General features: G+C 65.7%; 20 protein-coding genes. 11 read left to right on the plus strand and 9 right to left on the minus strand.

The window, feature by feature from the left end; all coding sequences use genetic code 11:
* Positions 1-4 precede the first annotated feature (4 nt).
* Positions 5-976: a fatty acid desaturase gene (locus J2X53_RS08485; RefSeq protein WP_349037056.1), complete on the plus strand. Its 972-nt coding sequence runs from the start codon at positions 5-7 to the stop codon at positions 974-976.
* Here J2X53_RS08485 and J2X53_RS08490 read toward each other — a convergent pair.
* Together J2X53_RS08490 and J2X53_RS08495 are read right to left on the minus strand one after the other, a co-directional pair.
* Positions 916-1,551, minus strand: a complete 636-nt coding sequence (locus J2X53_RS08490; RefSeq protein ID WP_349037057.1) for an NUDIX hydrolase — start codon at positions 1,549-1,551, stop codon at positions 916-918. The two genes, J2X53_RS08485 and J2X53_RS08490, sit on opposite strands and share 61 nt — an antisense overlap.
* Complete coding sequence (locus J2X53_RS08495) at positions 1,544-1,969, minus strand: DUF983 domain-containing protein (RefSeq protein WP_349037058.1); 426 nt, start codon at positions 1,967-1,969, stop codon at positions 1,544-1,546. Before J2X53_RS08495 ends, J2X53_RS08490 begins: the two co-directional genes overlap by 8 nt.
* Before the next feature lie 217 nt (positions 1,970-2,186).
* Here J2X53_RS08495 and J2X53_RS08500 point away from each other — a divergent pair, with 217 nt between their 5' ends.
* The 4 genes from J2X53_RS08500 (at position 2,187) to J2X53_RS08515 (ending at position 4,327) form a co-directional block, all read left to right on the plus strand.
* Positions 2,187-2,759 (plus strand): calcium-binding protein, encoded by a 573-nt coding sequence (locus J2X53_RS08500; RefSeq protein ID WP_349037059.1) that lies wholly within the window; start codon positions 2,187-2,189, stop codon positions 2,757-2,759.
* Positions 2,760-2,836: 77 nt separating this feature from the next.
* Positions 2,837-3,436 (plus strand): RNA polymerase sigma factor, encoded by a 600-nt coding sequence (locus J2X53_RS08505; protein ID WP_349037060.1) that lies wholly within the window; start codon positions 2,837-2,839, stop codon positions 3,434-3,436.
* Complete coding sequence (locus J2X53_RS08510) at positions 3,420-3,794, plus strand: dihydroorotate dehydrogenase (protein ID WP_349037061.1); 375 nt, start codon at positions 3,420-3,422, stop codon at positions 3,792-3,794. Before J2X53_RS08505 ends, J2X53_RS08510 begins: the two co-directional genes overlap by 17 nt.
* The gene (locus J2X53_RS08515; protein ID WP_349037062.1) at positions 3,791-4,327 is read left to right on the plus strand and encodes a periplasmic heavy metal sensor; all 537 of its coding nucleotides are present in this window, start codon (positions 3,791-3,793) and stop codon (positions 4,325-4,327) included. Before J2X53_RS08510 ends, J2X53_RS08515 begins: the two co-directional genes overlap by 4 nt.
* An 87-nt stretch (positions 4,328-4,414) precedes the next feature.
* Here J2X53_RS08515 and J2X53_RS08520 read toward each other — a convergent pair whose 3' ends face one another.
* On the minus strand, positions 4,415-5,827 hold the full coding sequence (locus J2X53_RS08520; RefSeq protein WP_349037063.1) for a diguanylate cyclase: 1,413 nt from the start codon (positions 5,825-5,827) through the stop codon (positions 4,415-4,417).
* Between the two features lie 138 nt (positions 5,828-5,965).
* Between J2X53_RS08520 and J2X53_RS08525 the strand changes: the two genes are divergently transcribed.
* The 3 genes from J2X53_RS08525 to J2X53_RS08535 all read left to right on the plus strand — a co-directional run bounded on the left by J2X53_RS08525 (position 5,966) and on the right by J2X53_RS08535 (position 8,616).
* On the plus strand, positions 5,966-6,247 hold the full coding sequence (locus tag J2X53_RS08525; RefSeq protein ID WP_349037064.1) for a DUF3572 domain-containing protein: 282 nt from the start codon (positions 5,966-5,968) through the stop codon (positions 6,245-6,247).
* 22 nt (positions 6,248-6,269) lie between these two features.
* Positions 6,270-6,962: an HAD family hydrolase gene (locus J2X53_RS08530; protein ID WP_349037065.1), complete on the plus strand. Its 693-nt coding sequence runs from the start codon at positions 6,270-6,272 to the stop codon at positions 6,960-6,962.
* A gap of 97 nt (positions 6,963-7,059) precedes the next feature.
* Positions 7,060-8,616, plus strand: a complete 1,557-nt coding sequence (locus J2X53_RS08535; RefSeq protein ID WP_349037066.1) for a trimethylamine methyltransferase family protein — start codon at positions 7,060-7,062, stop codon at positions 8,614-8,616.
* A 141-nt stretch (positions 8,617-8,757) separates the two neighbouring features.
* Here the strand turns inward: J2X53_RS08535 and J2X53_RS08540 are convergent, their stop codons facing one another.
* A complete protein-coding gene (locus J2X53_RS08540) occupies positions 8,758-9,654 on the minus strand; it encodes a LysR substrate-binding domain-containing protein (RefSeq protein WP_349037067.1) in 897 nt (298 codons plus the stop codon).
* A 156-nt stretch (positions 9,655-9,810) separates the two neighbouring features.
* On the opposite strand from J2X53_RS08540, the gene katG reads away from it, so the two are divergent.
* Positions 9,811-11,982, plus strand: a complete 2,172-nt coding sequence (gene katG, locus J2X53_RS08545; RefSeq protein WP_349037068.1) for a catalase/peroxidase HPI — start codon at positions 9,811-9,813, stop codon at positions 11,980-11,982.
* Positions 11,983-12,083: 101 nt separating this feature from the next.
* Here katG and J2X53_RS08550 read toward each other — a convergent pair whose 3' ends face one another.
* The 3 genes from J2X53_RS08550 to J2X53_RS08560 all read right to left on the minus strand — a co-directional run bounded on the left by J2X53_RS08550 (position 12,084) and on the right by J2X53_RS08560 (position 18,520).
* Positions 12,084-13,136, minus strand: a complete 1,053-nt coding sequence (locus J2X53_RS08550; protein WP_349037069.1) for an aldose epimerase family protein — start codon at positions 13,134-13,136, stop codon at positions 12,084-12,086.
* A 66-nt stretch (positions 13,137-13,202) separates the two neighbouring features.
* Positions 13,203-17,147: an amino acid adenylation domain-containing protein gene (locus J2X53_RS08555; protein WP_349037070.1), complete on the minus strand. Its 3,945-nt coding sequence runs from the start codon at positions 17,145-17,147 to the stop codon at positions 13,203-13,205.
* Complete coding sequence (locus J2X53_RS08560) at positions 17,144-18,520, minus strand: oligosaccharide flippase family protein (protein ID WP_349037071.1); 1,377 nt, start codon at positions 18,518-18,520, stop codon at positions 17,144-17,146. The genes J2X53_RS08555 and J2X53_RS08560 overlap by 4 nt, the downstream gene beginning before the upstream one ends.
* Before the next feature lie 197 nt (positions 18,521-18,717).
* On the opposite strand from J2X53_RS08560, the gene J2X53_RS08565 reads away from it, so the two are divergent.
* The gene (locus J2X53_RS08565; RefSeq protein ID WP_349037072.1) at positions 18,718-20,097 is read left to right on the plus strand and encodes an FAD-dependent oxidoreductase; all 1,380 of its coding nucleotides are present in this window, start codon (positions 18,718-18,720) and stop codon (positions 20,095-20,097) included.
* A gap of 171 nt (positions 20,098-20,268) precedes the next feature.
* Positions 20,269-21,024 carry a hypothetical protein gene (locus tag J2X53_RS08570; protein ID WP_349037073.1) on the plus strand — a complete coding sequence of 252 codons (756 nt, stop codon included), beginning with the start codon at positions 20,269-20,271 and terminating at the stop codon, positions 21,022-21,024.
* Between the two features lie 180 nt (positions 21,025-21,204).
* Here J2X53_RS08570 and J2X53_RS08575 read toward each other — a convergent pair whose 3' ends face one another.
* Together J2X53_RS08575 and J2X53_RS08580 are read right to left on the minus strand one after the other, a co-directional pair.
* On the minus strand, positions 21,205-22,455 hold the full coding sequence (locus tag J2X53_RS08575; RefSeq protein ID WP_349037074.1) for an ABC transporter permease subunit: 1,251 nt from the start codon (positions 22,453-22,455) through the stop codon (positions 21,205-21,207).
* Positions 22,452-23,258: an ABC transporter ATP-binding protein gene (locus J2X53_RS08580; protein WP_349037075.1), complete on the minus strand. Its 807-nt coding sequence runs from the start codon at positions 23,256-23,258 to the stop codon at positions 22,452-22,454. The genes J2X53_RS08575 and J2X53_RS08580 overlap by 4 nt, the downstream gene beginning before the upstream one ends.
* Between the last annotated feature and the right edge of the window lie 38 nt (positions 23,259-23,296).

Here is a 23,296-nt window from a genome sequence, read left to right on the forward strand (position 1 = left end):
CATCTTGCCGCTCATCCAGTCCGACCGCAGCGCACCGGCTATCGAATGGCCCACCCTGATCCTGCTGGCCGCGACTTATGTGCTCTGGGCCCTTGGCACCACCAGCCTGACCACGCTGTCGCCGGCCCTTGGCATCCTCGTCACCGCCATCGCCATCACCCAGTTCTGCTCGCTCCAGCACGAGGCGCTGCATGGCCACCCGTTCTGCACGGCGTGGCTGAATGAGGCGCTGGTGTTTCCCGCGCTGTATCCCACCGTGCCCTATGGCCGGTTCCGCGCCACCCATCTGGCGCATCACCACGACCCCAGCCTGACCGATCCCTATGACGACCCGGAGTCGAACTACCTCGATCCGCAGGTCTGGGTCACGCTGCCGGGCTGGGTGCGGTGGCTTCTGACCGCCAACAACACCCTTCTGGGCCGTATGGTGATCGGCCCCATTCTGGGCACTCTGCTCTGGCTGCGTGGCGAATGCCATCTGCTGCGCCATGACCGTGCGGTGCAGCGCGACTGGCTGTTGCATCTGGGCGGGCTGGGGCTGCTGGCGCTGTGGTTGAGTTTTGCACCGATGGGCTGGGCGGGCTATCTGGCCGCTGTCTATCTTGCGACGGCACTCCTGAAAATCCGCACCTTTCTGGAGCACCGCGCGCATGAGGCCGCCCGCGCCCGCACCGTGATTGTCGAAGATCGCGGCCCGCTGGCGCTCTTGTTTCTCAACAACAACCTGCATGTGGTGCATCACATGCACCCGCAGGTGCCGTGGTATCGCCTGCCGGCACTCTATGCCGCCAACCGCGACCATTACCTGCGCCGCAATGACGGCTACGCCTACCGCTCTTATGCCCAGATCTTTGCCCGCCATTTCCTGCGTACCAAAGACCCGGTGCCGCATCCGCTGATGGAGCCAGCGACCGCCTATGCGATCCGCCGGAACGCGGGTGTGGTGCCGGAATTGTCGAAAAACGGCACGCCCTGATCCGGCGCGCCGCGCAAGGTTGCGGTGATCTCGGCCAGCACCACCTCGGTGATGAACGGCAGATCCAGCGCCCGCGCCTCGCGCAACCCGATCCAGTGCAGATGCGACAGCTCCTGATCGGCCTTGCTGAAATCATCGGATGATCCGGTCAGATGCGCCGCATCGGCCAGAAAGAACCGCGCGTCAAACCGCCGGGGCCGCCCCGGCGGCGTGATCGCGCGAAACACAAAGCGCAGGGCAGGGGCGGGCGTCGCGCCGATCACCAGCCCGGTTTCCTCACGCAGCTCGCGCAGCGCAGCCCCGGCCAGGGCACCGGGCACCGGTGCCCCCGGCCCGCAGAACGCGCGCAGCCGATGGGCGCAGAGCCCGGTCATCGGCATGGGCGATGCCGCATCCCCCGGATCAACCGCCCCGCCCGGAAACACATATTTCGACGGCATGAACACCGCCGCCGCCCCGCGCATCCCCATCAGGATCTGCGGCCCCGTGGCCGTATCGCGCCACAGGATCACCGTCGCCGCTGCGCGCACGGGAACGTCAGGCACGGGAACGTCAGGCACGGGCACGTCAGCCATCATTGCGCGCCCTGCCAAAGCCATGCATCCGCTTGGCCCATTGGATGGCCACAATCACCCCCTTCAGCCGGGGCAGCAGATACAGCGACAGCGCCACCGTCCCGACCGAAAACACCGACGCCAGCACCAGAGGGTCAGGGCGATACCGGACAAAGATATACAGGATCAGCGGTGCCACCACATGCCCGACGATCAGAATGGTCAGATAGGCCGGGCCGTCATCGGCGCGGTGGTGGTGCAACGCCTCACCACAAACCGGGCAGGTGTCGCGCACCTTGAGATAGCTGCGCAGCAGCTGCCCCGCGCCGCAATGGGGGCAGCGCATCCGCCAGCCGCGCAGCATGGCCGGGCGCAAGGGCCGGTCATCTGCCACATCCGTCACAGGGTCTGAGGCTACGGAAATCAATCTGTCCGACATGGAGGCGCAACTTTTCGCTGGGGTCAGGGCGACCCGAACAGGCGTCCTGCGCTATTGATATGCCGGATATCCAGGTTTTTGAAAGGCCGCATCCTGTCGTTGTGCGCCTATGTCGCAAGCGCGCAACAATCTGCGACGGAACCGCTGTGCTGCGGCGTTTCACATTCACAAGGCCCCGAAACAGAGCAGTGGGCCGGTCTGAAAAAGGAAGCGACCAATGATCGACACCAACAAAATCGTGGGCACCTCGCTGGTGGTTCTGGCCTTTGCCCTGACCGCAGGGGCCGCACTGGCCGACCGGGGCGACCGCATGGGCGGCCCGATGGGTGGAATGGGTGGCCCGATGGGCGGCATGGCGGGCATGGATTTTGCCGCGATGGACGCCGACGGCGATGGCAAAGTGACCCAGGCCGAAATCGACGCCTTCCGCACCGCCCAGACCGCCGCGATTGACACCGATGGCGATGGCCTGTTGTCCGCTGAGGAGCTGGCCGCGATGCACATCCGCGCCGCCACCGAGCGCGCCAATGCCCATGCCGCCCGGATGGTCGAACAGCTCGACACCGATGGCGACGGCAAGTTGTCGGCGGCAGAAATGGTCATGCGCCCGATGCAGGCCGGCATGTCGGCCCGCATGTTCGAGCGTCTGGACACCGACAAGGACGGCGCGATTTCCGAAGCCGAGCTGACCGCCGCCAAAGAGCGGATGGCCGAGCGCCGGGGCGGCAAACATGGCGAAGGCCACGGCAGAATGCACGGGGGGCCGCATGGCCCGCGCGGCAACAACTGATCCTGACCAGCCCAAAAGGGCCGCGCTTTGGCGCGGCCCTTCCGGCGGGGGGCGAAAGCCGATAAGCCAGCGACAGGATGGACATGCCACGCGACGACACCGCTGCCCCGCTTTCGGACGAGGCGCTTCTGGTCCTCTATGCGAACGGGGACCCCGAGGCCGCACGCCTGCTGACCCGGCGTCTGGCCCCGCGCGCCTTTGCCCATGCGCTGCGGATGCTGGCCGACCGGGCCGAGGCCGAGGATGTGGCGCAAGAGGCGCTGTTGCGGCTGTGGCGCATCGCCCCCGACTGGCGGCAGGGCGAGGCGCAGGTCACGACCTGGCTGTACCGGGTGGTGGGCAATCTGGCGACCGACCGGTTGCGCGCCATCAGGCGCCGCCGGGCCGAGCCGCTGGACGATGCGGCCGAACCGGCCAGCGATCAGCCGGCGGTGGTGCAGGTGATGATCGAGGTCGACCGAATGGCGGCGTTGCAGGCGGCTCTTGCGGAATTGCCCGACCGTCAGCGGCAGGCGGTGGTGCTGCGCCATATCGAAGGCCTTGCCAACCCCGAGATTGCCACGATCATGGCGATCGGGGTCGAGGCGGTGGAAAGCCTGACCGCGCGGGGCAAACGCGCATTGGCCGCCCTGTTGGCGGGGCGGCGAAAGGATCTGGGATATGAAGACGCAGAGTGACATGACACCCGAGGCCGAGCTGGACGCCCTGCTGACTCAGGCGCGGGCCGATCCGCCGCTGCCCGACGATGCCTTCATGGCGCGGGTGCTGGCCGATGCCCAGGCGCTTCAGCCGCGACCGCAGCTGCGCCCGGCGCGTCCCGCCCGGCGCGGGTTTTGGGCCAGACTGGCCGCCACGCTTGGCGGGGCCATCGCGGTGGCGGGTCTGGGCACAGCTGCCATGGCCGGGCTGGTGATCGGCTATGTCCAGCCCGAACCGATGGTCAGTTTTGCCGGCAGCATCGGGTTCGGGGTGAGCGAAAGCCTTGATCTGCTGCCCGGCTTTGATGCGCTTTTGTCCGAGGATATCCTGCAATGACCGACCTGCCGCCGCCATCCTCCGCGAATATGCCACCTGCCAAATCCCCGGGCCGCGGGTTGAAGATCCTGCTGGCGGTGTCGCTGGCGCTTAATCTTGCCGTTGTCGGCACGGTGGCGGGCATGGCGCTGCGCTTTCACGACACCGACCGGCCCCGCCCGCCCGCCGTCAGCGACCTGAGCTTTGGCCCCTTTACCGAAGCGCTGACCCGCGACCAGCGCCGCACCATGCTGCGCGGCTTTGCCGAAAAAGGTCCGGGCCTGCGCGAGATGCGGGCCCAGATGCGTGGCGACTTCGATGCCGTCCTGACCGCCCTGCGCGCCACCCCGTTTGAGCCGCAGGCGTTTCGTGCCGCGATCAGCACCCAGAGCAGCCGGATCGCCGCGCGGGCCGAGGCCGGGCGCGATGCGCTGGTGACGCTGGTGTTGCAGATGTCAGACGCCGACCGCGCCGCCTTTGTCGGGCGATTGGAAAAACTGCTGGACCGCCATGGCGAAAAGGGCCCGCGCAACGCGCGCAATACCGACGATTGACCGCGCCTGACCGGATCACGCGCCCCCGCCGCTCAGGCGGCCACCCACCGCTCAGGTGCCCACCCACATTCAGGCGCCCACCCACATTCAGGCGGCAGTGCGCGCCAATGTCACCTGATTGCGCCCCGAGCGTTTTGACGCCAGCAACGCCTGATCCGCCCGCCCGATCAGCACATCGACCAGATCCGGGTCACAGCACCGCGTGCCCACCGGAACCACATCCGACAGCGCCAGCCCGATCGACACGGTGACCGTCAACGCTTCGCCCCCGGACAGCTGCACGGGGCGCTGTTCCACCTGGTGACACAACCGCCGCGCCACCGCCTGCGCCTCCTCCTGCGAGCTGTAGGGCAGGGCGATCAGAAATTCTTCGCCGCCGATGCGCGCCAGCAGATCTTCGGTCCGCAGGTTTGCCCCCAGACGGCGGCTCACCTCTACCAGCACATCATCGCCGACCGCATGGCCATAGCGGTCATTCACCGATTTGAACCGGTCGATATCGGCCAGCATCACCGCCAGCGACCGCCCCTCTTTGGCCACGCGCTGCGCCATCACCGACAGGCGCGCGGCGGCATAGCGGCGGTTGAACAACCCGGTCAGCGGATCAATCATCGCCAGCCGCAGCCCGTCCTGCACCTGTTCGCGCCGCAGATCGGCCCGACGTTTGGCCCGCAGCACCGCCCGCAGCCGCAGCACGATTTCGGCGACCGGCATGTCAGCGGACAAAATCGCATTCGCCCCCAGATCAAAGCCCATCATCACCTCGGCGCGCAGGCTGCCCCCTGTCAGCAGACAGATCCCGGCATGGCGGGTGGTGGTCCGGCTGCGCAGGTCCGACACCAGCCGCAGCGCCCTGTCCCGGGCGGGACCGCCCGCTTTGGGATCTTCGGCATCAATCACATAAATATCTGCCCCACCACCGGCCGCATCAGACTCGGCCAGCGCATTGCCGTGGCTGAGCACCGAAATCGTATCGCGCATCAGCGGCGACAGGTCGCGCCGCAGCTTCAGCGCCATCTCTGGCCGGTCGGTGACCAGAACCAGATGACCGGGCTGGCGGAACTCTGCCCCGGCTTCGGCAAGGCCGAACATCGCCGCATCCTGCCCTTCGGTCAGATCGGTCAGATCCTGACGGCTGCGCAGCAGATTGCGCATCCGCGCCATCAGCAGATCATCGTCATAGGGTTTGACAAACACATCATCTGCCCCCGCCTCCAGCGCCAGCAGCCGGTCATCCAGCGCGGTCGAGGAGGACACCACGATCACCGGAATATCCCGGGTCAGCGGGTCTTCGCGCAGGTGGCGCAGCACGTCGATGCCAGACAGATCGGGCAGCATCAGATCCAGCAGGATCAGATCGGGGCGCTCTTTGCGGGCCATGCGCAACCCTTCGGCCCCGCCCGCGGCCACCAACGGGTGATACCGCGCCGCGCCAAGCTTTACCTTGAACACGATGCGGTTGGTCGCGACGTCATCTATGATCAGAATTCTGCCGTCCATACCCGTTTATCCCGAAGGCGTTTTACTTTGTTAACGATCCTACCATTTGGTTAAGGAATCCTTGCGGAAACAATAACGCTTTTCATTCCTTTCGGGATAGATTGTCGCTAATGTGCCTGCAGGACTAAGGATGGTGCGATGTCTCGGCAAGAATCCGCTGAAACCATGGCCTTGCAGGCCCTGACCTGGCTTGCCGGTCACGAAGAGTTGTTGCCGGTCTTCATGGGCTCGTCCGGGCTTTCGCCCGAAGATCTGGCAGCCCGCGCGGCAGAGCCAGAGTTTCTGGGCTCCGTTCTCGACTTTCTGTTGATGGATGATGCCTGGATCATCGCCTTTTGCGATGCCAACAGCCTGCGCTATGACGCGCCGATGCTGGCCCGCGCCGCCCTGCCGGGGGGCGAGTCGCTGCATTGGACATGACAGTTTGCCACAAGGGGCCCCGATGATTGACGGCGTGATCTTTGACAAGGACGGCACATTGTTCGACTTCCGCCGCAGCTGGGGCGGCTGGGCGGAAACGCTGGTCCGCCGCATCGCCCGCGACGCGGGCCATGCGCATGATCTGGCCACCGCCATCGGCTATGATCTGGACACCGGCCTGTTCCACCCCGACAGCCCGGTGATCGCCGCCACCGCGCAGGACATTGCCGCCGCACTGGTGACGCATCTGCCGGGGCAGACCGTGGCGCAGGTCGAGGCCGAGATCAACGCCGCTGCCGCACAGGCCGTCATGGTGCCCGCCGTGCCGCTGCGTCCCTTGCTGCAGGCGCTGCGCGACCGTGGCTTGCGGATCGGCCTTGCCACCAATGACACCGAGGCTCCGGCCCGCGCCCATCTGGCGGCGCATGATCTGACCGAATTGTTCGACTTCATCGCCGGCTACGATTCCGGCCATGGCGCCAAACCCGGCCCCGGCATGTGCCTGGCCTTTGCCCGCCAGACCGGGCTGGACCCGGCCCGCATCGCCATGGTCGGCGACAGCCTGCACGACCTGCACGCCGGGCGCGCGGCGGGGATGCTGTGCATCGCGGTGCTGACCGGCATCGCCACCCGCGCCGATCTTGCCCCCCATGCCGATGTGGTTTTGCCCGACATCGGCGCGCTGACCGGCTGGCTTGCCGAACGCGCCGCCTGAAAACGACACAATCACGTCGCCGGTGAAGAGCGCACCGGCTGCCGCTTTCGTCCATCCTGCCCCGACAGCCCCATGCAAGGGGCAGGGGGACTCTGTTATGGCTGATGTTCAGGACCGCAAGCGTCGCGCCGGGGGCAGGGCGGGCAACAAGGCGCGCGCCGGGTCTGCCGTGATCGACCAGATGCCCTGGCGCATCCCGGTCAACCCCGACCGCCCCACCGAACCGCTGGACGGCGACGGTGTGCAGCGCATTCACCGCGCCGCCATGACCATCCTCTCCGACATCGGCATCGAATTCCTGAACCCCGAGGCGGTGGAGATTCTGCGCCACGCGGGCTGCATCGTCAGCGGCACCAACATCCGCATGGACGAAGCCTTTGTGATGGAGATGCTGTCACATGCGCCCGAAAGCTTCACCATCACCCCGCGCAACCCGGCGCGTCAGGTGATCCTGGGCGGTCCGCACATGCTGTTCGGCAATGTCTCCTCGCCGCCCAACGCCTGGGATCTGGAGCGCGGCAAGCGGTCGGGCGATATGGCGACCTTCCGCGAATTCACCAAGCTGACCCAGTATTTCAACTGCATCCACCTGAACGGCGGCTATCCGGTCGAACCGGTCGATGTGCATGCAAGCGTGCGGCATCTCGATTGTCTGCACGATCAGCTGACCCTGACCGACAAAGTGGTCCACGCCTATTCGCTGGGGGCGGAGCGGGTCGAGGATGTGATGGAAATGGTCCGCATCGCCGCGGGCCTGACCCCGTCCGAGTTTGACGCGACCCCGCGCATGTTCACCAATATCAACTCGGTCTCGCCACTCAAGCATGACTACCCGATGCTGGACGGCGCGATGCGCATGGCCCGGCGCGGCCAGCCGGTTATCGTGACCCCTTTCACGCTGGCGGGGGCGATGGCCCCGGTCACCATGGCAGGCGCGGTGGCGCTCTCACTGGCCGAGGCGCTCGCCGCCATTGCGCTGTTGCAATACATCAACCCCGGCTGCCCGGTGGCAATCGGCACCTTCACCTCGAACGTCGACATGAAATCCGGCGCGCCCGCCTTTGGCACCCCCGAATACATGCGCGCCACGCAGATGACCGGCCAGCTGGTGCGGTATTACAAACTGCCGCTGCGCTCGTCGGGGGTCTGCGCCGCCAATGTGCCCGACGGCCAGTCGATGTGGGAAACCTCCAACAGCCTCTGGGCCGCCGTGCAGTCGCGCACCAACCTTGTCTATCACGCCGCCGGCTGGCTGGAGGGCGGGCTGATCGCATCCCCCGAAAAATTCGTGATGGACTGCGAAGTGCTGCAGATGATCCAGCGCTATTTCGAGCAGGCGACCTTTGCCACCGGCGCCGAAGACCTCGCCCTCGACGCGATCCGCGAGGTGGGCGCGGGTGGCCACTACTTCGGCTGCCAGCACACGCAGGACCGCTATCAGACCGCGTTCTACGCCCCCATCGCCAGCGACTGGCGCAATTATGAGGCCTGGGTCGCCGATGGCGCGGTCTGGACCCCGGAACGCGCCCACCGGATCTACAAACAGATCCTGGCCGAATTCGAGCCGCCCGCGATGGACGACACCGCCCGCGAAGAGCTCGCCCGCTTTGTCGCGCGGCGCAAGCAAGAGGGCGGCGCACCGACCGATTTCTGAGCGGTTGTGCTGGCGGAAACGGTGACAAGATGAGTATTTTTGCCAAGATGAACGGGCAAGCGCCGCGCCTGATTTCATCTTGGTCCAAATACTCAAGTCCCACCGCACCGCTGCGCGCGGCATCAGACTGGGGCAGAGCCGTTAAGTAGCCGTGGTGCCGCTGATGCGGATCAGATCGGCCATCTGCGCCAGCTGGCTGGCCAGCGGGTTGGTCTTGCGCCAGACCAGACCGATGGTGCGGATCGGGCGCGGCGCGGGCAGCCGCGCGACCGAGACGGCGGCCGAGCGGGTCTCGACCGTGACGGCCATCTGCGGGATCAGGGTCACGCCAATGCCTGCGCCGACCATCTGCACCAGCGTGGTGAGCGAGCTGCCCTCCATCAGATCGCGGGGCAGGGCGGAGCCGAGTTTGCAGAACGAGATCGCCTGTTCGCGAAAGCAATGCCCCTCTTCCAGCAGCAAAAGCCGCATCTCGCGCAGGGTTTCGGGGTTGGGCACCGGTTTGTCGGCATCGCTTTGCGGGCGGACCAGAATGAACTCCTCGTCAAACAGCGGGTATTCTGTCAGCCCCGGTTCTGACACTGGCAGCGCGACCAGCGCCGTATCCAGCCGCCCCTCGGTCAGATCCTCGACCAGCCGCTGGGTGATCGCCTCACGCGGGCGCAGGTCCAGATCGGGATAGCGCGCGGTCAGATCGCGCATGATGCGCGGCAAAAGGTAGGGGGCCACGGTGGGGATCACCCCCAGCCGCAGCCGCCCGGTCAGCGGCCCGAACGAGGCCCGCACCAGATCGCCCAGCTCTTCCACCGCCTGCAAGATGCCCTGCACCCGCAGCGCAAAGTCCGCGCCCAGGGGTGTCAGGCTGATCTGCCGCGCGCCGCGTTCGATCAGCGGTGCGCCCAGAATTTCCTCCAGCTCTTTCATCTGGATCGACAGCGCCGGCTGCGAGATCGCACAGGCCTCGGCGGCCCGGCCGAAATGGGCGTGCTGTGCCAGAGCATCGAAATAGCGCAGGTGTTTCATCGACAATGCTTTCATAAGTAAAACATATGAGGATGATTAGAAAATGCAAATTCTAATTATGAACCCGTCATGTTAGAGAGATTCTAAGCAGCGATGGTTCTGCGGGCCGACGATTCGTCTGGCCCGAGGCGTGGACCGGCTGCGACAGAGATATAAAAGCGGAGAAGCGACATGGATGGAAACGATATCAAATCGGGCGGCAAATGCCCGGTGATGCACGGGTCTTTGACCACCACGGCGGCCACGGTGATGGATTGGTGGCCAAAGTCGCTGAACCTCGACATCCTGCACCAGCACGACACCAAGTCGAACCCGCTCAAGGGTTTTGACTACCGCGAAGAGGTCAAAAACCTCGATGTGGCCGCGCTGAAAGCCGATCTGCACGCGCTGATGACCGACTCGCAGGACTGGTGGCCGGCGGATTGGGGCCATTATGGCGGGTTGATGATCCGATTGGCGTGGCACTCTGCCGGCACCTACCGTCTGGCCGATGGCCGGGGCGGCGGCGGCACCGGCACCATCCGCTTTGCGCCGCTGAACTCCTGGCCCGACAACGCCAACCTCGACAAGGCGCGCCGCCTGCTGTGGCCGCTGAAAAAGAAATACGGCAACCGCATTTCGTGGGCCGATCTGATCATTCTGGCGGGTACCGTGGCTTACGAGTCGATGGGTCTGAAAACCTATGGCTTCAGCTTTGGCCGCGAAGACGTCTGGCATCCGGAAAAAGACATCTACTGGGGCGCGGAAAAGGAATGGCTGGCGCCGTCCGACACCCGCTACGGTGATGTGACCAACCCCGCCACCATGGAAAACCCGCTCGCCGCCGTGCAGATGGGCCTGATCTATGTGAACCCCGAAGGCGTCAACGGCCAGCCTGACCCGGCCCGCACCGCCCTGCACGTGCGCGAAACCTTTGCCCGCATGGCGATGGATGACGAGGAAACCGCAGCACTCACCGCAGGCGGCCACACCGTCGGCAAGACCCATGGCAACGGCGATGCCGGGGCGCTGCAAGCCGCCCCCGAAGGTGCTGACATCACCGAAGGCGGCCTTGGCTGGATGAACAACACCAGCCGTGGGGTGGGGCGCAATACCGTCACCAGCGGAATCGAGGGCGCGTGGACCACGCACCCAACCAAATGGGACAACGGCTATTTCGACCTGCTGTTCGGCTATGAGTGGGAGCTGAAGAAGTCTCCCGCCGGGGCCAACCAGTGGATGCCCATCAACATCCGCGAAGAAGACATGCCGGTGGATGTCGAAGACCCAAGCATCCGCGTGATGCCGATCATGACCGATGCCGATATGGCGATGAAGGTCGATTCGACCTACCGCGCAATCTGCGAACGCTTTGCCGCGGATCACGCCTATTTCTCGGAAACCTTTGCGCGGGCATGGTTCAAGCTGACCCACCGCGACCTTGGCCCGCGCACGCGCTACATCGGGCCGGACGCCCCGCAGGAAGACCTGATCTGGCAAGATCCGGTCCCGGCAGGCTCCACCGGCTATGATGTGGCTGCGGTCAAGGCCGCCATCGCCGCGTCCGGCCTGTCGGTGTCTGACATGGTGACCACCGCCTGGGATTCCGCCCGCACCTATCGCGGCTCGGACATGCGCGGCGGGGCCAATGGCGCCCGCATCCGCCTTGCACCGCAAAAGGACTGGGAAGGCAACGAGCCCGCCCGTCTGGCGCACGTGCTGTCAGTGCTGGAGCCGATTGCCGCCACCCATGGCGCAAGCCTGGCCGATGTGATCGTTCTGGCAGGCTCCGACGGCGTCGAGCAGGCCGCCAAAGCCGCAGGCTTTGAGGTGGCCGTGCCCTTTGCCCCCGGTCGTGGCGATGCGACGGCAGAACAGACCGATGCCGCGTCCTTTGACGTGCTGGAGCCGGTGGCCGATGGCTTCCGCAACTGGCAGAAAAAGGACTATGTGGTCAGCCCCGAAGAGCTGCTGCTCGACCGTGCCCAGCTGATGGGCGTGACGGCGGCGGAAATGACCTGCCTTGTCGGTGGCATGCGGGTGATCGGCACCAATCACGGCGGCACCGCCCATGGCGTGTTTACCGACCGGGTGGGTGCCCTGACCCCCGATTTCTTTGTCCACCTCACCGATATGGCGTGGAAATGGATCCCGGCGGGCAGCAACCTCTATCACATCACCGACCGGGCCACCGGCGCGGTGAGGTTCACCGCCACCCGCGCGGACCTTGTGTTCGGCTCGAACTCGATCCTGCGCGCCTATGCCGAGGTCTATGCGCAGGACGACAACGCGGAAAAATTCGTGCGCGATTTCGTCGCCGCATGGGTCAAGGTCATGAACGCAGACCGTTTCGATCTGGCGTAAGCCCTGTTCCCCCGCAGGCCATCACCTGCGGGGGAAACCACATGCCATGGTCAGGGGTAGGGCGGGGTTCACCCCGCCGCTGCCGTTGCCCTAGCCCTGAGTTACCCCGCCGCAGGCTTAAACTCGAACGCCATCAGATGCCGGTAGCGCTGTCCCGGCTCCAGCCGGGCCGGGGGGAATTGCGGCTGGTTCGGGCTGTCGGGAAAGCGCTGGGTCTCCAGCGTAAAGCCGGTAAAGGCGGCAATCGGCGCGCCATCCTTGCCCGGCAGGCCGCCGGCAAGATGCGCCCCGGTGTAGAACTGCACCCCCGGCTCGGTGGTCCACAGCTCCATCCGCCGCCCCGATGCGGCATCCACCGCTTCGGCACAAAACCGCAGTGCCTCGCCCCATTTCGCCTCGAGCGGCCCGCTCAGGCACAGGTTGTGGTCAAAGCCATCATCGGCGGGCAGATCGGCCCCGATCTCGCGCAAGATGTTGAAATCAAACGCCGTCCCGGTCACCGCCCGCACCTCGCCGGTGGGGATCAGATCGGCGTCCACCGGCGTGTAATGCCCGGCGCCGGTTCGCAGCTGCTGGCCCATCACAGAACCGGACCCTGCCATGTTGAAATAGCTGTGGTTCACCATGTTCACCACGGTCGGCGCATTGGTTTCCGCCTCCATCGCGATCCACAGCCGGTCCGCCTCATCCAGCCAGTAGCGCACCTGCAGCGCCAGCCGCCCCGGATAGCCCATCTCGCCATCGTTCGACACCGCCGTCAGCGTGACCGAGCGCGCCGACACCTCTGAAATATCCCAGATCTTGCGGTCAAACCCGGCCCGCCCGCCGTGCAGCGATTTTGCGCCCTCATTGCGGTCCACCTGCACCACCTGCCCGTCGAGCACAAAGCGCCCGCCCGCGATCCGGTTGGAAAACCGCCCGCAGGTCGCGCCCAGATAGGCTTTGGTCGCTGCATAGCCCGCCGCATCCGTATGCCCCAGCACGATATCGGCCAGCACACCCGCGCGGTCCGGCACCCACAGCTCTGTCAGCCGCGCGCCATAGGTGGTGATCCGCGCCCGCGGGCCCGCGCCACCACCCAGCGTCACCGCCAGAACCTCTGTCCCGTCAACCTGCCCGAATACATCTGCCGCCATCGCAACCTCCGCCGTCATCCGGCCCGCACCATGCGGCGCGGCCCGTCAAAGCGCAATCCTGTGCGGCTTGCCCGTCACGGGCGATCACCCCTCGGGCAGATCCGCCATCAGCCGTGACAGGTGATGCGCCAGCATCGCCACATTCGGCGGTTGCAGGATCGACAGGTGATCGCCCGGCACGTCGATCACCTCAAACCCCGAGGCGGCAACAGCGGCCCAGCCCAGCCCGTCCTGCGCGCTTTCGGGGCTGTCGAACACATTCTCTTCGGCGCGAAAGATCGTCAGTGGCCGGTGAATAGGGCGCACCTCATAGGCCTGCACCGCCAGCTCTGCTGCGACCATGAAACTGTCAACTGTCATCGGGGCCACGTCGCCGCGCCGCTTTTGCAACCGCAGGCGCAGCTTTTTGCTGCGGTACAGCACATCTGCCCAGCGGTTTGTCACGATCCCCGCCAGATGCGACGGTCCGCGCCGGGCCAGCTGCCGCAGATGCACCCCGATCCGCGCCCGCCCCGACAGACGCGACCGCCCACCGGGGCCGGCACTGTCGAACATCGCGATGACCCGCACCTCGCGCCCGGCGCGGAGCAGCTGCTGCGCCAGCTCATAGGCGACATAGCTGGCCAGTGACACCGCCGCCAGACTGACCGGTCCTTGCGGAAAATGTCGCTGGATTTCAGCCGCATAGGCACGGGCAGTGTCCTGCACGCCAATCGGCGTATCCTGCGCCAGCAAGCCCACGGTCAGGCCAAACACCGGCTGATCCGGCCCCAAAGCCTCGGCCAGCGGGCGAAAGTGTTCCTCATTGCGGCCCAGCACATGCACGCCGAACAGCGGCGGGCGGCTGCCCTTGGGCTGGATCGGGATGATATAGCGCGGCCCCGATTGCGCCGCCGACAGCGCCCGCGCCAGAGCGCGCGCCGTCGGGCGACGGTGCAGGTCGGCCACGCCCAGCCGATGGCCCAGCTCGGCCTCGATCCGCCCGATCAGCTGCACCGCCAGCAGCGAATGGCCGCCAAGGTCGTGAAAATCATCCTCTGGCCCCACCTCATCCAGCCCCAGCGTCTGCGCCATCAGGGCCGCGATCTTTTGCGTGACCGGATCATCGGTGGTGGCCACATCGGCAGAGGGGGCCACGTCCGGCACCGGCAGGGCGGTGATGTCGATCTTGCCGCCCGGCGTGCGCGGAAAACTGGCAACCGGCAGAATGGCAGGCAGCATATGCGCCGGCAGATGATCCGCCACCGCCGCGCGCAAGGATTGCGCCTCGGGCAGGGGCTGGCCATCTGCCGCCGCCACCCAGACCACCAGACGCGCGCCCGGCGTGCCTGCGCCCAGCACATGCGCCAGCGCCCGGCCCACGCTCTGCTCACGCTCCAGCACCCGCTCGACATGGCGCAGGTCGATGCGAAAGCCGCGCAGCTTTACCTGCCGGTCGCGCCGCCCCAGAAAGGCCAGCGCCCCATCGGGCCGCCAGCGCGCCATGTCGCCGGTGCGGTAGATCCGGCCCTCGCCATGAAAGCGGTCGGGGCGGAACGCTGCGGCGGTCTGCTCGGCATGGCCGATATAGCCGTCGCTCACCGCAGGCCCGCCGATCCACAGCTCGCCCACTGCGCCAGTCGGCGCGAGCGAGCCGTCGGGGGCCAGCACATAGGCGCGCGCATGCGCGGTCGGGCGGCCAATCGGAATATCTTCGCCCGCCGTCACCGGCCCCGGTTCGTGCAGGGTGCAGGTGATCGTGGTTTCGGTCGGGCCATAGCCGTTCAGCCAGCGCGGGCGCGGCGCAACCCGTTGCCAGGTCGCCAGCGCCCGTGGGCTGATCTGCTCGCCCCCCACCACCACCAGCCGCACCGCTTGCGGCAGGTGCAGCCCGTCGCGGGCCATCTCGTCGACCAGCACATGCCAGAACGCGGTTGGCAGGTTCAGCACCGTGATGCCCTGCCGCGCCACCTCTTCCAGAAACAGCCCGATGGATCCGGCCATCGCCGCGTCGCGCAAGATGACCTTGGCCCCGGCCAGCAGGGTGGGGATGATCTCCTCGATCGACACATCAAACGACAGGCTGGCAAATTGCAGCACCCGGTCGTCGGCGGTCAGCCCGAACGCGGCGATGATCGCACTGGCATGGGCCGACAGCGCCCGCATCGGGACCCGGACCCCCTTTGGCACCCCGGTCGAGCCCGAGGTGTAGATCACATAGGCCAGCCGGTCCGGATCAGGCGGCAGCAGATCGGGATAGGGTGCCGCTGCTGTCCCCAGCTCCGGTTCCGGCGTCATCAGCCGCACGTCCGGCGGTACATCCTGACCGCATTGGGCCAGCATCAGCCCGGCCCCGCTGTCGCTGAGCATGTGGCGCAGCACCGGATCGGGATAGCCGGGGTCCAGCGGCAGAAACGCCGCCCCCACCCGCAACACCGCCAGTATGGCCACCACAAACTCCGGCCCGCGCGGCAGGCAGATCGCCACGATCTGCCCCGGTCCGGCCCCCGCCTGCACCAGCCGCCCGGCCAGACTGCCGATCCGCGCCTCCAGCATCGAGTAATTCATCCGCTCGGGCTGGCCCACCATCTTCAGCGCGTCAGCCTCGGGCTGTTCGAACACCCGCTCGGAAAACCGCAGGCTTACACACGGGTCGACCTGGGGCAGCCGCCGCTCTGGCCGGGCCAGCGCCAGCAGCGCCGCCTCTTCCGGGCGGGGCAGCATGGTCAGCTGGGTCAGCGGCGTGGTGGTGCCCGCCTTGGCCAGCGACGCCAGCACTTCGGCCAGATGGCCCAGCATTGCCCGCGCCTTGGCCTCACTTACCGCCGCCGGATCATGTTCCAGCATCAGCAGCAGTTCCGCATCGCCATAAGCCGCCAGTGTCAGCGGCAGCGCGCCCTCTTCGTGCAGTTCTACCCGCCGTGTCGCCCAGTCGGGCCCCAGCGCCCGCATGGTTTCATTCAGCGAGGCGCGCTCGAACATCACCATCGAATCGAACAGCGACTCGGTGCCGGGCAACCCGCACCAGCGCCGGATATCGGTCAGCGCCGCATGTTCATGCGCCCGCAGCGCCAGCGAGTCCCGGCGCAACCCGCTCAGAAACTCATCCGCCCCGCGTGGCGGGCTGATCTGCACCTTCATCGGCAGCGTGTTGATCAGACAGCCCACCGTGCGCTGGGTGCCCGGCACAATATGCCGCCCGGCACGGGTGGTGCCAAACACCGCCGTTGCCCGCCCGGTCCAGCGCGCCACAACCATGCCCCAGCCCGCCTGAACCACGGTGGCCAGCGTCGTGCCCGCCGCCTCGGCCCGCAGGCCCAGCGCCGCCGTCAGCCGCGCATCCAGCCGCCGCTCCATCTGGCGCTTGCGCGCTGTCCCACTGTCACCGGCATCATCGGCCAGCGGGTTGGGCTGGTCAAACCCGTTCAGATAGTCGCGGAAAAACCCCTGCGCCGCTGCGCTGTCCTGCGCGGCCAGACCGCGCGCATAGTCCAGGAATCCGGCCTCGGGGGCAGGGGGCAGCGCTCCCCCCTTTAACGCCGCAAACACCTCTTCCAGCACAATCGCCATGCTGCGGCCATCGACCATGGCGTGATGCACGGTCCAGACCATGACCGATCGCTGCGGCCCCAGATGCGCCAGCATCACCCGCCAGGCCGGAGCCGCCTCCAGATCGACGCCCTGTTCGCGGTCGGCCTCCAGAAATTGTGCCAGCATCCCCTCACGCCGGCGCGGGGTCAGGGTTGACCAGTCCTCGACCGTCAGCGCCACCTCGATCCGGTCGCGCAGCACCTGCACCGGCGTCAGCCGCTTGCGCCACAGGATCGACAGCCGCAATGCCGCATGCCGCGCCGCCACCAGCGCCCAGGCGGCCCGCAGACCTTCGGCATCGACACGTTCCGCATCCAGATGCACCACGATCTGTTCCAGATTGACCCAAGGCCGCCCGGCAAGCGCGCTTTCATAAACCATCCCCAGCTGCAGCGGGGTCAGCGCGTGCCCGGCCAGGGCGGTGTCCTGTTGGGGGGCTGTCTGGTTGTGCAGGGTCATGGCGCGGGTGCCCCGAACAAGGTCAGCAACTCGACAATTGCGCTGCGGTCCAGCCCGACGGCAAGGATCGCAATCCCCAGCCCGAGGACGGCAAAGGTCAGATCGTGCAGCCCGTCCCACGCCTTGTGCCGCCGCGCCAGCCAGATCAGGAACGGATAGACCGCAACCGCCGCCAGTGCCTGCCCGACCAATGCGCCCACCAGCCCCAGCCATTCCGCCCCAAGGATCAGCCCCACCACCAGAAACAGCGCCCGCATCGCGGTCAGCAGAAAGTAATTCCGGCTGTCCCCTGCCGCCAGCGCCGACTGGTCATAGGTCATCCCGATCACCGACGGGATCTGGATCACCGCAATCAGCACCAGAATGGCCCCCGCAGCCGAATAGCGCGGATCATACAGCAGATCGACGATCCACTCGCCGCCAAAGGCCATCACCGCCAGCAGCGTGAAAATCGCGCCCGACAGCGCAAAGCGCATCTGCCGCAGCTTGGCAAAGTTCTCGACCGATTCCCCCGGTGGCCGTTCACGGTACAGCGGAATCAGGATCCGCCCGCCGATGGTCTGGCCCAGCAGCATCGGAAACGACGCCAGGAAAAACCCGATGTTATACAGCCCCAGCTGCTCCAGCGTCAGGTACTTGCCCAAAATCGCCTTGTCGCCCTGCGCCACCAGAAAACCGCAGGCGGTGGACAAGAACAGCCAGAAGCCGAAATGCATCAGATCGCGCGCCGCCGCAGGCTCCCACCCCAGCCGGCTTTTCGGGCCGGGCAGGGTCCAGGTCACCAGTGCCAGCCGCGTGCCCGATGACACGATCCACCCCGCCACCAGCGCCCAGACCGATTGCGTTGCCCACGCCAGCCCGACCATCGAGACAATGCCGACCACCTGCGACGCCAGATCCAGCGCCGTCAGCCGCCCCAGCCGCAGATGCCGCGCCGCGGTATCCACCCGCGTCGGCTCCAGCCCGTGCAGCAGCAGCGAAAACCCCGCCACCGGCAACAGCCAGGCCAGCTCCGGCTGGCCATAAAACAGCGCTGCCGGATAGGCGATCGCCGCCGAGGCCAGCCACAGCACCACGCCGCGCGTCACCTGAATGCTGAAGGCGGTATTCAGGAACGCGACGTCATCGCCGCGCTTGTGCTGCAGAATCGCCGGATGCGTGCCCATGTCGGAAAACATCGTCAGCCCGACGATGAACACCGACACCAGCGCCATCAGACCAAACGCCTCGGGGAACAGCAGCCGCGTCAAAATCAGGTTCGACGCCAGCCGCAACGCCTGACTGGCCGCGTAGCCCAGCGCGGTCCAGGCCGAACTGCGCATCACGCGGGCCACAAGCCCGTCGCCGCGCAACCGTGTGATGACCGGGCTCATCCAGTGGCAAACCTTGAAAATGTCCGGTGGTGGCCCGCCCCCTGGCACCCACGCTCAATCCCGACACCCTGCCTCAATGCCCCCCTCCGGTTCAAGCCCCTGATTTGGCAACGGTCTGGTTCGCCCCAGGCGATTCCATCGCATGGCGCAGCTTTGCCTCTCTTGCGCTGTGTTGCGGGGCAGGGCAGGCTGCCGCCATGACCCAGACCCCAACCACAGGCGGCCCCTCGTTCTGGTGGCAGCAGACCGGCCTGCCGCCCCGGCGCGCAGCCCTGTCCGGCGACACCACGGCACAGGTCTGCATCATCGGCGCGGGCTATACCGGGCTGTGGACCGCCCTCTCGCTCATAGCCGCCAGACCCGATCTCGACATCCTGATCGTCGAGGCCGAATTTGCCGGGTTCGGCGCCTCGGGCCGCAACGGCGGCTGGCTCACCGGCGGGTTTGCCTGGTCGCACGCCCGCTATGCCGCCACCAGCAGCGAAGGCGCGGTGCGCGCCATGGTGGCCGCGATGAACGGCACCGTGGCCGAGATCATCCGCCACTGCGCGGCCCTTGGCATCGACGCCGAGATCACCCCGACCGACGAGCTGCTGGTCGCCACCAACCTCGCGCAATGGCAGCGCCTGCAAGCCGAACACCGCCACCGCAGCGCCTGGGGCGAAGCCGACCGCCTGCGCCTCCTGAGCGCCGAAGACACCGCCACCCGCATCACGATGCCCGGCACCATGGGTGCGCTGGAAATCAGCGGCGTGGCCCGCATCCAGCCCGCCAAACTCGCCGCCGGCCTCGCCCGCGCCGCCGAGCGCCTGGGCATCCGCATGGCCGAGGGCACCCGCGTCACCGCCATCGCCCCCGGTCTGGTCACCACCGAAAGGGGCCGCGTTGCGGCGGAAACCATCCTGCGCTGTACCGAAGGCTTCACCGCCACGCTGCCCGGCCACCGCCGCGACCTGTTGCCGCTCAACTCCGCCCAGATCATCACCGAACCTTTGCCAGCGGAAACATGGGCACAGATCGGCTGGCACGGCCATGAAATCATAGGCGATTTCGCCCACAGCTATTGCTACTGCCAACGCACCCCCGATGGCCGCATCGCCTTTGGCGGGCGCGGCACGCCCTACCGCTATGGCTCCGGCCTCGACACCAACGGCCACCCCGACGCCGCCACGTTTGCCCAACTCACCACCCGCCTGCACCGCCTGTTCCCAGCCACAAGCACCGCCCGGATCGAGCACGCGTGGTGCGGCACCCTTGGCGTGCCGCGCGACTGGTGCGCCGGGGTCGCCTTCGACCCCGCCACCCGCATCGGCCACGCGGGCGGCTATGTCGGCGTCGGCGTCGCCACCGCCAACCTCGCCGGCCGCACCCTCGCCGCCCTGACCTTGGGCACCGACGACCCGCTCACCCGCCTGCCATGGGTCAACCGCACCCCGCGCACATGGGAACCCGAACCCCTCCGCTGGCTCGGCCTGCACGGCACCTATGCGGCCTATGCGCTGGCCGACCGCGCCGAGGCACGGGGAGGGCCACCGTCCCGGTTGGCGGAGTGGGTGAACTGGGCGGTGGGGCGGTGAGGGGGGATTGACGCTAAGATTTCTTTGCCGATACTTTGCCCCGACTTGAAGGCTGCGGGCCTCAGCGAGCACATAACCAGCATTCATAGCTGTGTTTCTATAGCGTTCGCAAGTATTGAAGGTTCTTATGTTAGTTTAGTAGCCATTTTGTTTCAATAGTGAGGTCATCAGGTGTTAGGCAGTTTTACGCTTGCAAGAGTTCAATCCCATTTTTCTTGGGAAATTGTTGCGCCTCTTTTACAAACCGAAATTGCCAGGCTAAGCATTTTTATGTCCCTTGCAGGCTACGTTGTGTTATTTTCCGATCTCTTGTTCACTCAGGGATACCCTACCTTTTCAAATCTGTTCCAAGGCGAAAGAGACCCAGTTAGTGCCGGTGTTTTTTTGCTTTCGCCGATAGTAAAATGGAGGATGGTATATATTGGCTTGATTTTTTTGATGTTTGGTCGTCTTTTGTTCAGCTTTGGCTGCCCAGCCCGACTAAAGACGCACGGATTTTCGAAGGTTGATTATGTTCAGTCAGCGCAAAAAAGCGTAATTAGAAGTGAATATGACGCCATGTTTGCAAGAGTTGGTTCAAGCCCTACCGTAGCGGCACCAGGCACGTTTGGAATGCAGAAGAACGAACTTTACGGACTTCTTTTTCCAGATTTCGATGTATGGGGTAAGGCAATATACGAAGTGAATCGAGGGATACGCGGTCAAGACCATAACATGTCTGCAGATGATGCGAAGCCCAATCAGGAAGCAGCTTTAGGAAATTTCCTGAGGGACGCGTGGGCTAGCGACTATGAACTAGCCCTTCTAGAAAGCCCTACTCCTCGATTATTGTCGATATTCGCAGGTGGTATGGGTTATCTCCTCCTTGCAATTCCGTCCTTGGATTTGATGCAAGCTGTGCTGCGCGCGATAGCTTTTGGCTCGTGACTGGAAAGTGTGGTTCGCAATGTATGTTAGCGTTTGATATGCGCCATTGGCGCTGTCCTCGTCGAACCATGCTCAAATACCTAGGGGCGGAGCCCCCACTTCTTAAAAATCCGTTAATTCCACAGGGTCAACCCTTTGAAATAAAACAACTCCCCCTGTTGTAACACAGGGGGAAGCCGTCTACCCGCGGCCCTTCCACGGCACCAGCCGCTTCTCGGCCATCCGCATCAGAATGTCGATCCCATAGCCGATGATCCCGATCAGGATGATCCCCATCACCACAATATCGGTCAGCTGGAATTTCGAGGCCGCGATGATCATCATCCCCGCGCCTTTCTGCGCCGCCACCAGCTCGGCCGCGACCACCGTGCCCCAGCACACCCCCATCGCCACGCGAGCACCCGTAAAGATATCGGGCAGCGAGTTGGGGATGATCACATGCCGCAGGATCTGCGCCTTGCTGGCCCCCAGCGAATAGGCCGCGTGGATCTTTGACAGCTTCACGCCAGAAACCCCCGACCGCGCCGCGATGGTCATGATCCAGAGCGCGGCGAGGAACAAGAGCACCACCTTGCCGGTCTCCCAGATCCCGAACCAGATGATCACCAGCGGGATCAGCGCCAGCGGCGGGACGGGCCGCATGAATTCCACAATCGGATCGAACCAGCCACGGAACCAGCCCGACAGCCCCATCGCATAGCCCAGCGGGATGCCGACAATGGACCCCAGCACAAACCCCGCCATCACCCGCGCCAGCGACGCGCCCAGATGGCCCCAGAGCGAGGTGTTCTGATAGCCGTTGGTCGCGATTTCCATAAAGCGCGCCACCACCGCCTCGGGCGCGGGCAGCCAGATCGGCTCCATCTGCCAGCCTTTTGCGGCCTGAAAATTCAGCGCGCCGCGCGGGGTCAGCGTGACGGTGCCGCCGGTCACCTCGACGCGGTCATCGACCGCAATCGGCTTGCCGTTGATCGCGATCACCACCACGCCCTCACCGTCATTCTCGACCGGGCGCAGCAGCACCGAGCGCCAGGCTTGCACCACCGCCGTGTCACCTTGGGCAAATCCACTGGCCTCGGGCACCTCCGGCGCAACAGGGGTCACCCCCGCCTCATGCACCATGACCCGCACCTCGGCCTCGGCCTCGGCCCCCTCGGGTGCGCGGGCGGTGTAGGTGAAACCGGCCTCGCCCACGAACGGTCCCGGCACGTGCAGCGGCACGATGCTGGATCCGGTGAAGGCCCCCCAGATCAGGAACACCGACAGGATCGAGATCACGCTGGCCACCCGGTCGGGCTGGATCGCCGACTCGTCGCCAAAGGTCACGGTTTTCAGCGAGGTGAAGTCATGCCGGCCGCGATGCGCCTTGATCCGGCCCCAGACCAGCATCGAGACCACAAAGATCGCGACGTAGAACACCAGAACCATCATGTGGCACCGTCTTTCTTGCCCATGATTTCCTCTTCCATGCCCCAGATCATCGACAGGATTTCCTCCCGCGTTTCCGCAAAGCCGCTCGATTTCTTGACTTCGCGCAGGTCCATGTTCACCCCGCGCTCGGCAAACGGCAGGTTGTATTCGCGGAATATCCGGCCCGGTCGCGGGGCCATCACCAGCAGGCGTTCGCCCAACAGCAGCGCCTCTTCGACCGAATGGGTGATCAGGACCACGGTTTTCCCGGTCTCCTTCCACAGCTTCAGCACCAGACCTTGCATCTTTTCGCGGGTCAGCGCGTCCAGCGCGCCCAAGGGTTCATCCATCAGGATCACATCAGGGTCATTCGCCAGACAGCGGGCAAGTGCCACGCGCTGCTGCATGCCGCCCGACAGCTCGTAAACCGCCTTTTCGCCAAAATCATGCAGGCCCACGGTTTCGAGCAGATGGTCGGTGATGCGGTCGCGCTCTGCCTTGGCCATGCCCTTCATCCTTGGGCCGAAGCCGATGTTGTGGCGCACGTTCATCCATTCGAACAGCGCGCCTTGCTGGAACACCATGCCGCGTTCGGGGCTGGGGCCCACGACCCGTTTGCCCCCCAGCACGATCTGGCCTTCGGTCGGGGCCAGAAATCCGGCGAGGATGTTCAGAAGCGTGGTCTTGCCGCAGCCCGAAGGCCCCAGCACCGAGAGAAGCTCGCCCTGTTTCAGCTCCAGTGAGACGTTTTGCAAAGCCTGCACCGCCGCGCCGTTCGGCAGGTCAAAGCGCATCGAGATGTTGTCGATGATCAGTCCGGACATAGCCCCTCCGGTAATGTGACGGGCGGCCCGTTCGGGGC

The organism is Pseudotabrizicola sp. 4114 (assembly GCF_031457365.1).
Classification (GTDB): domain Bacteria; phylum Pseudomonadota; class Alphaproteobacteria; order Rhodobacterales; family Rhodobacteraceae; genus Pseudotabrizicola.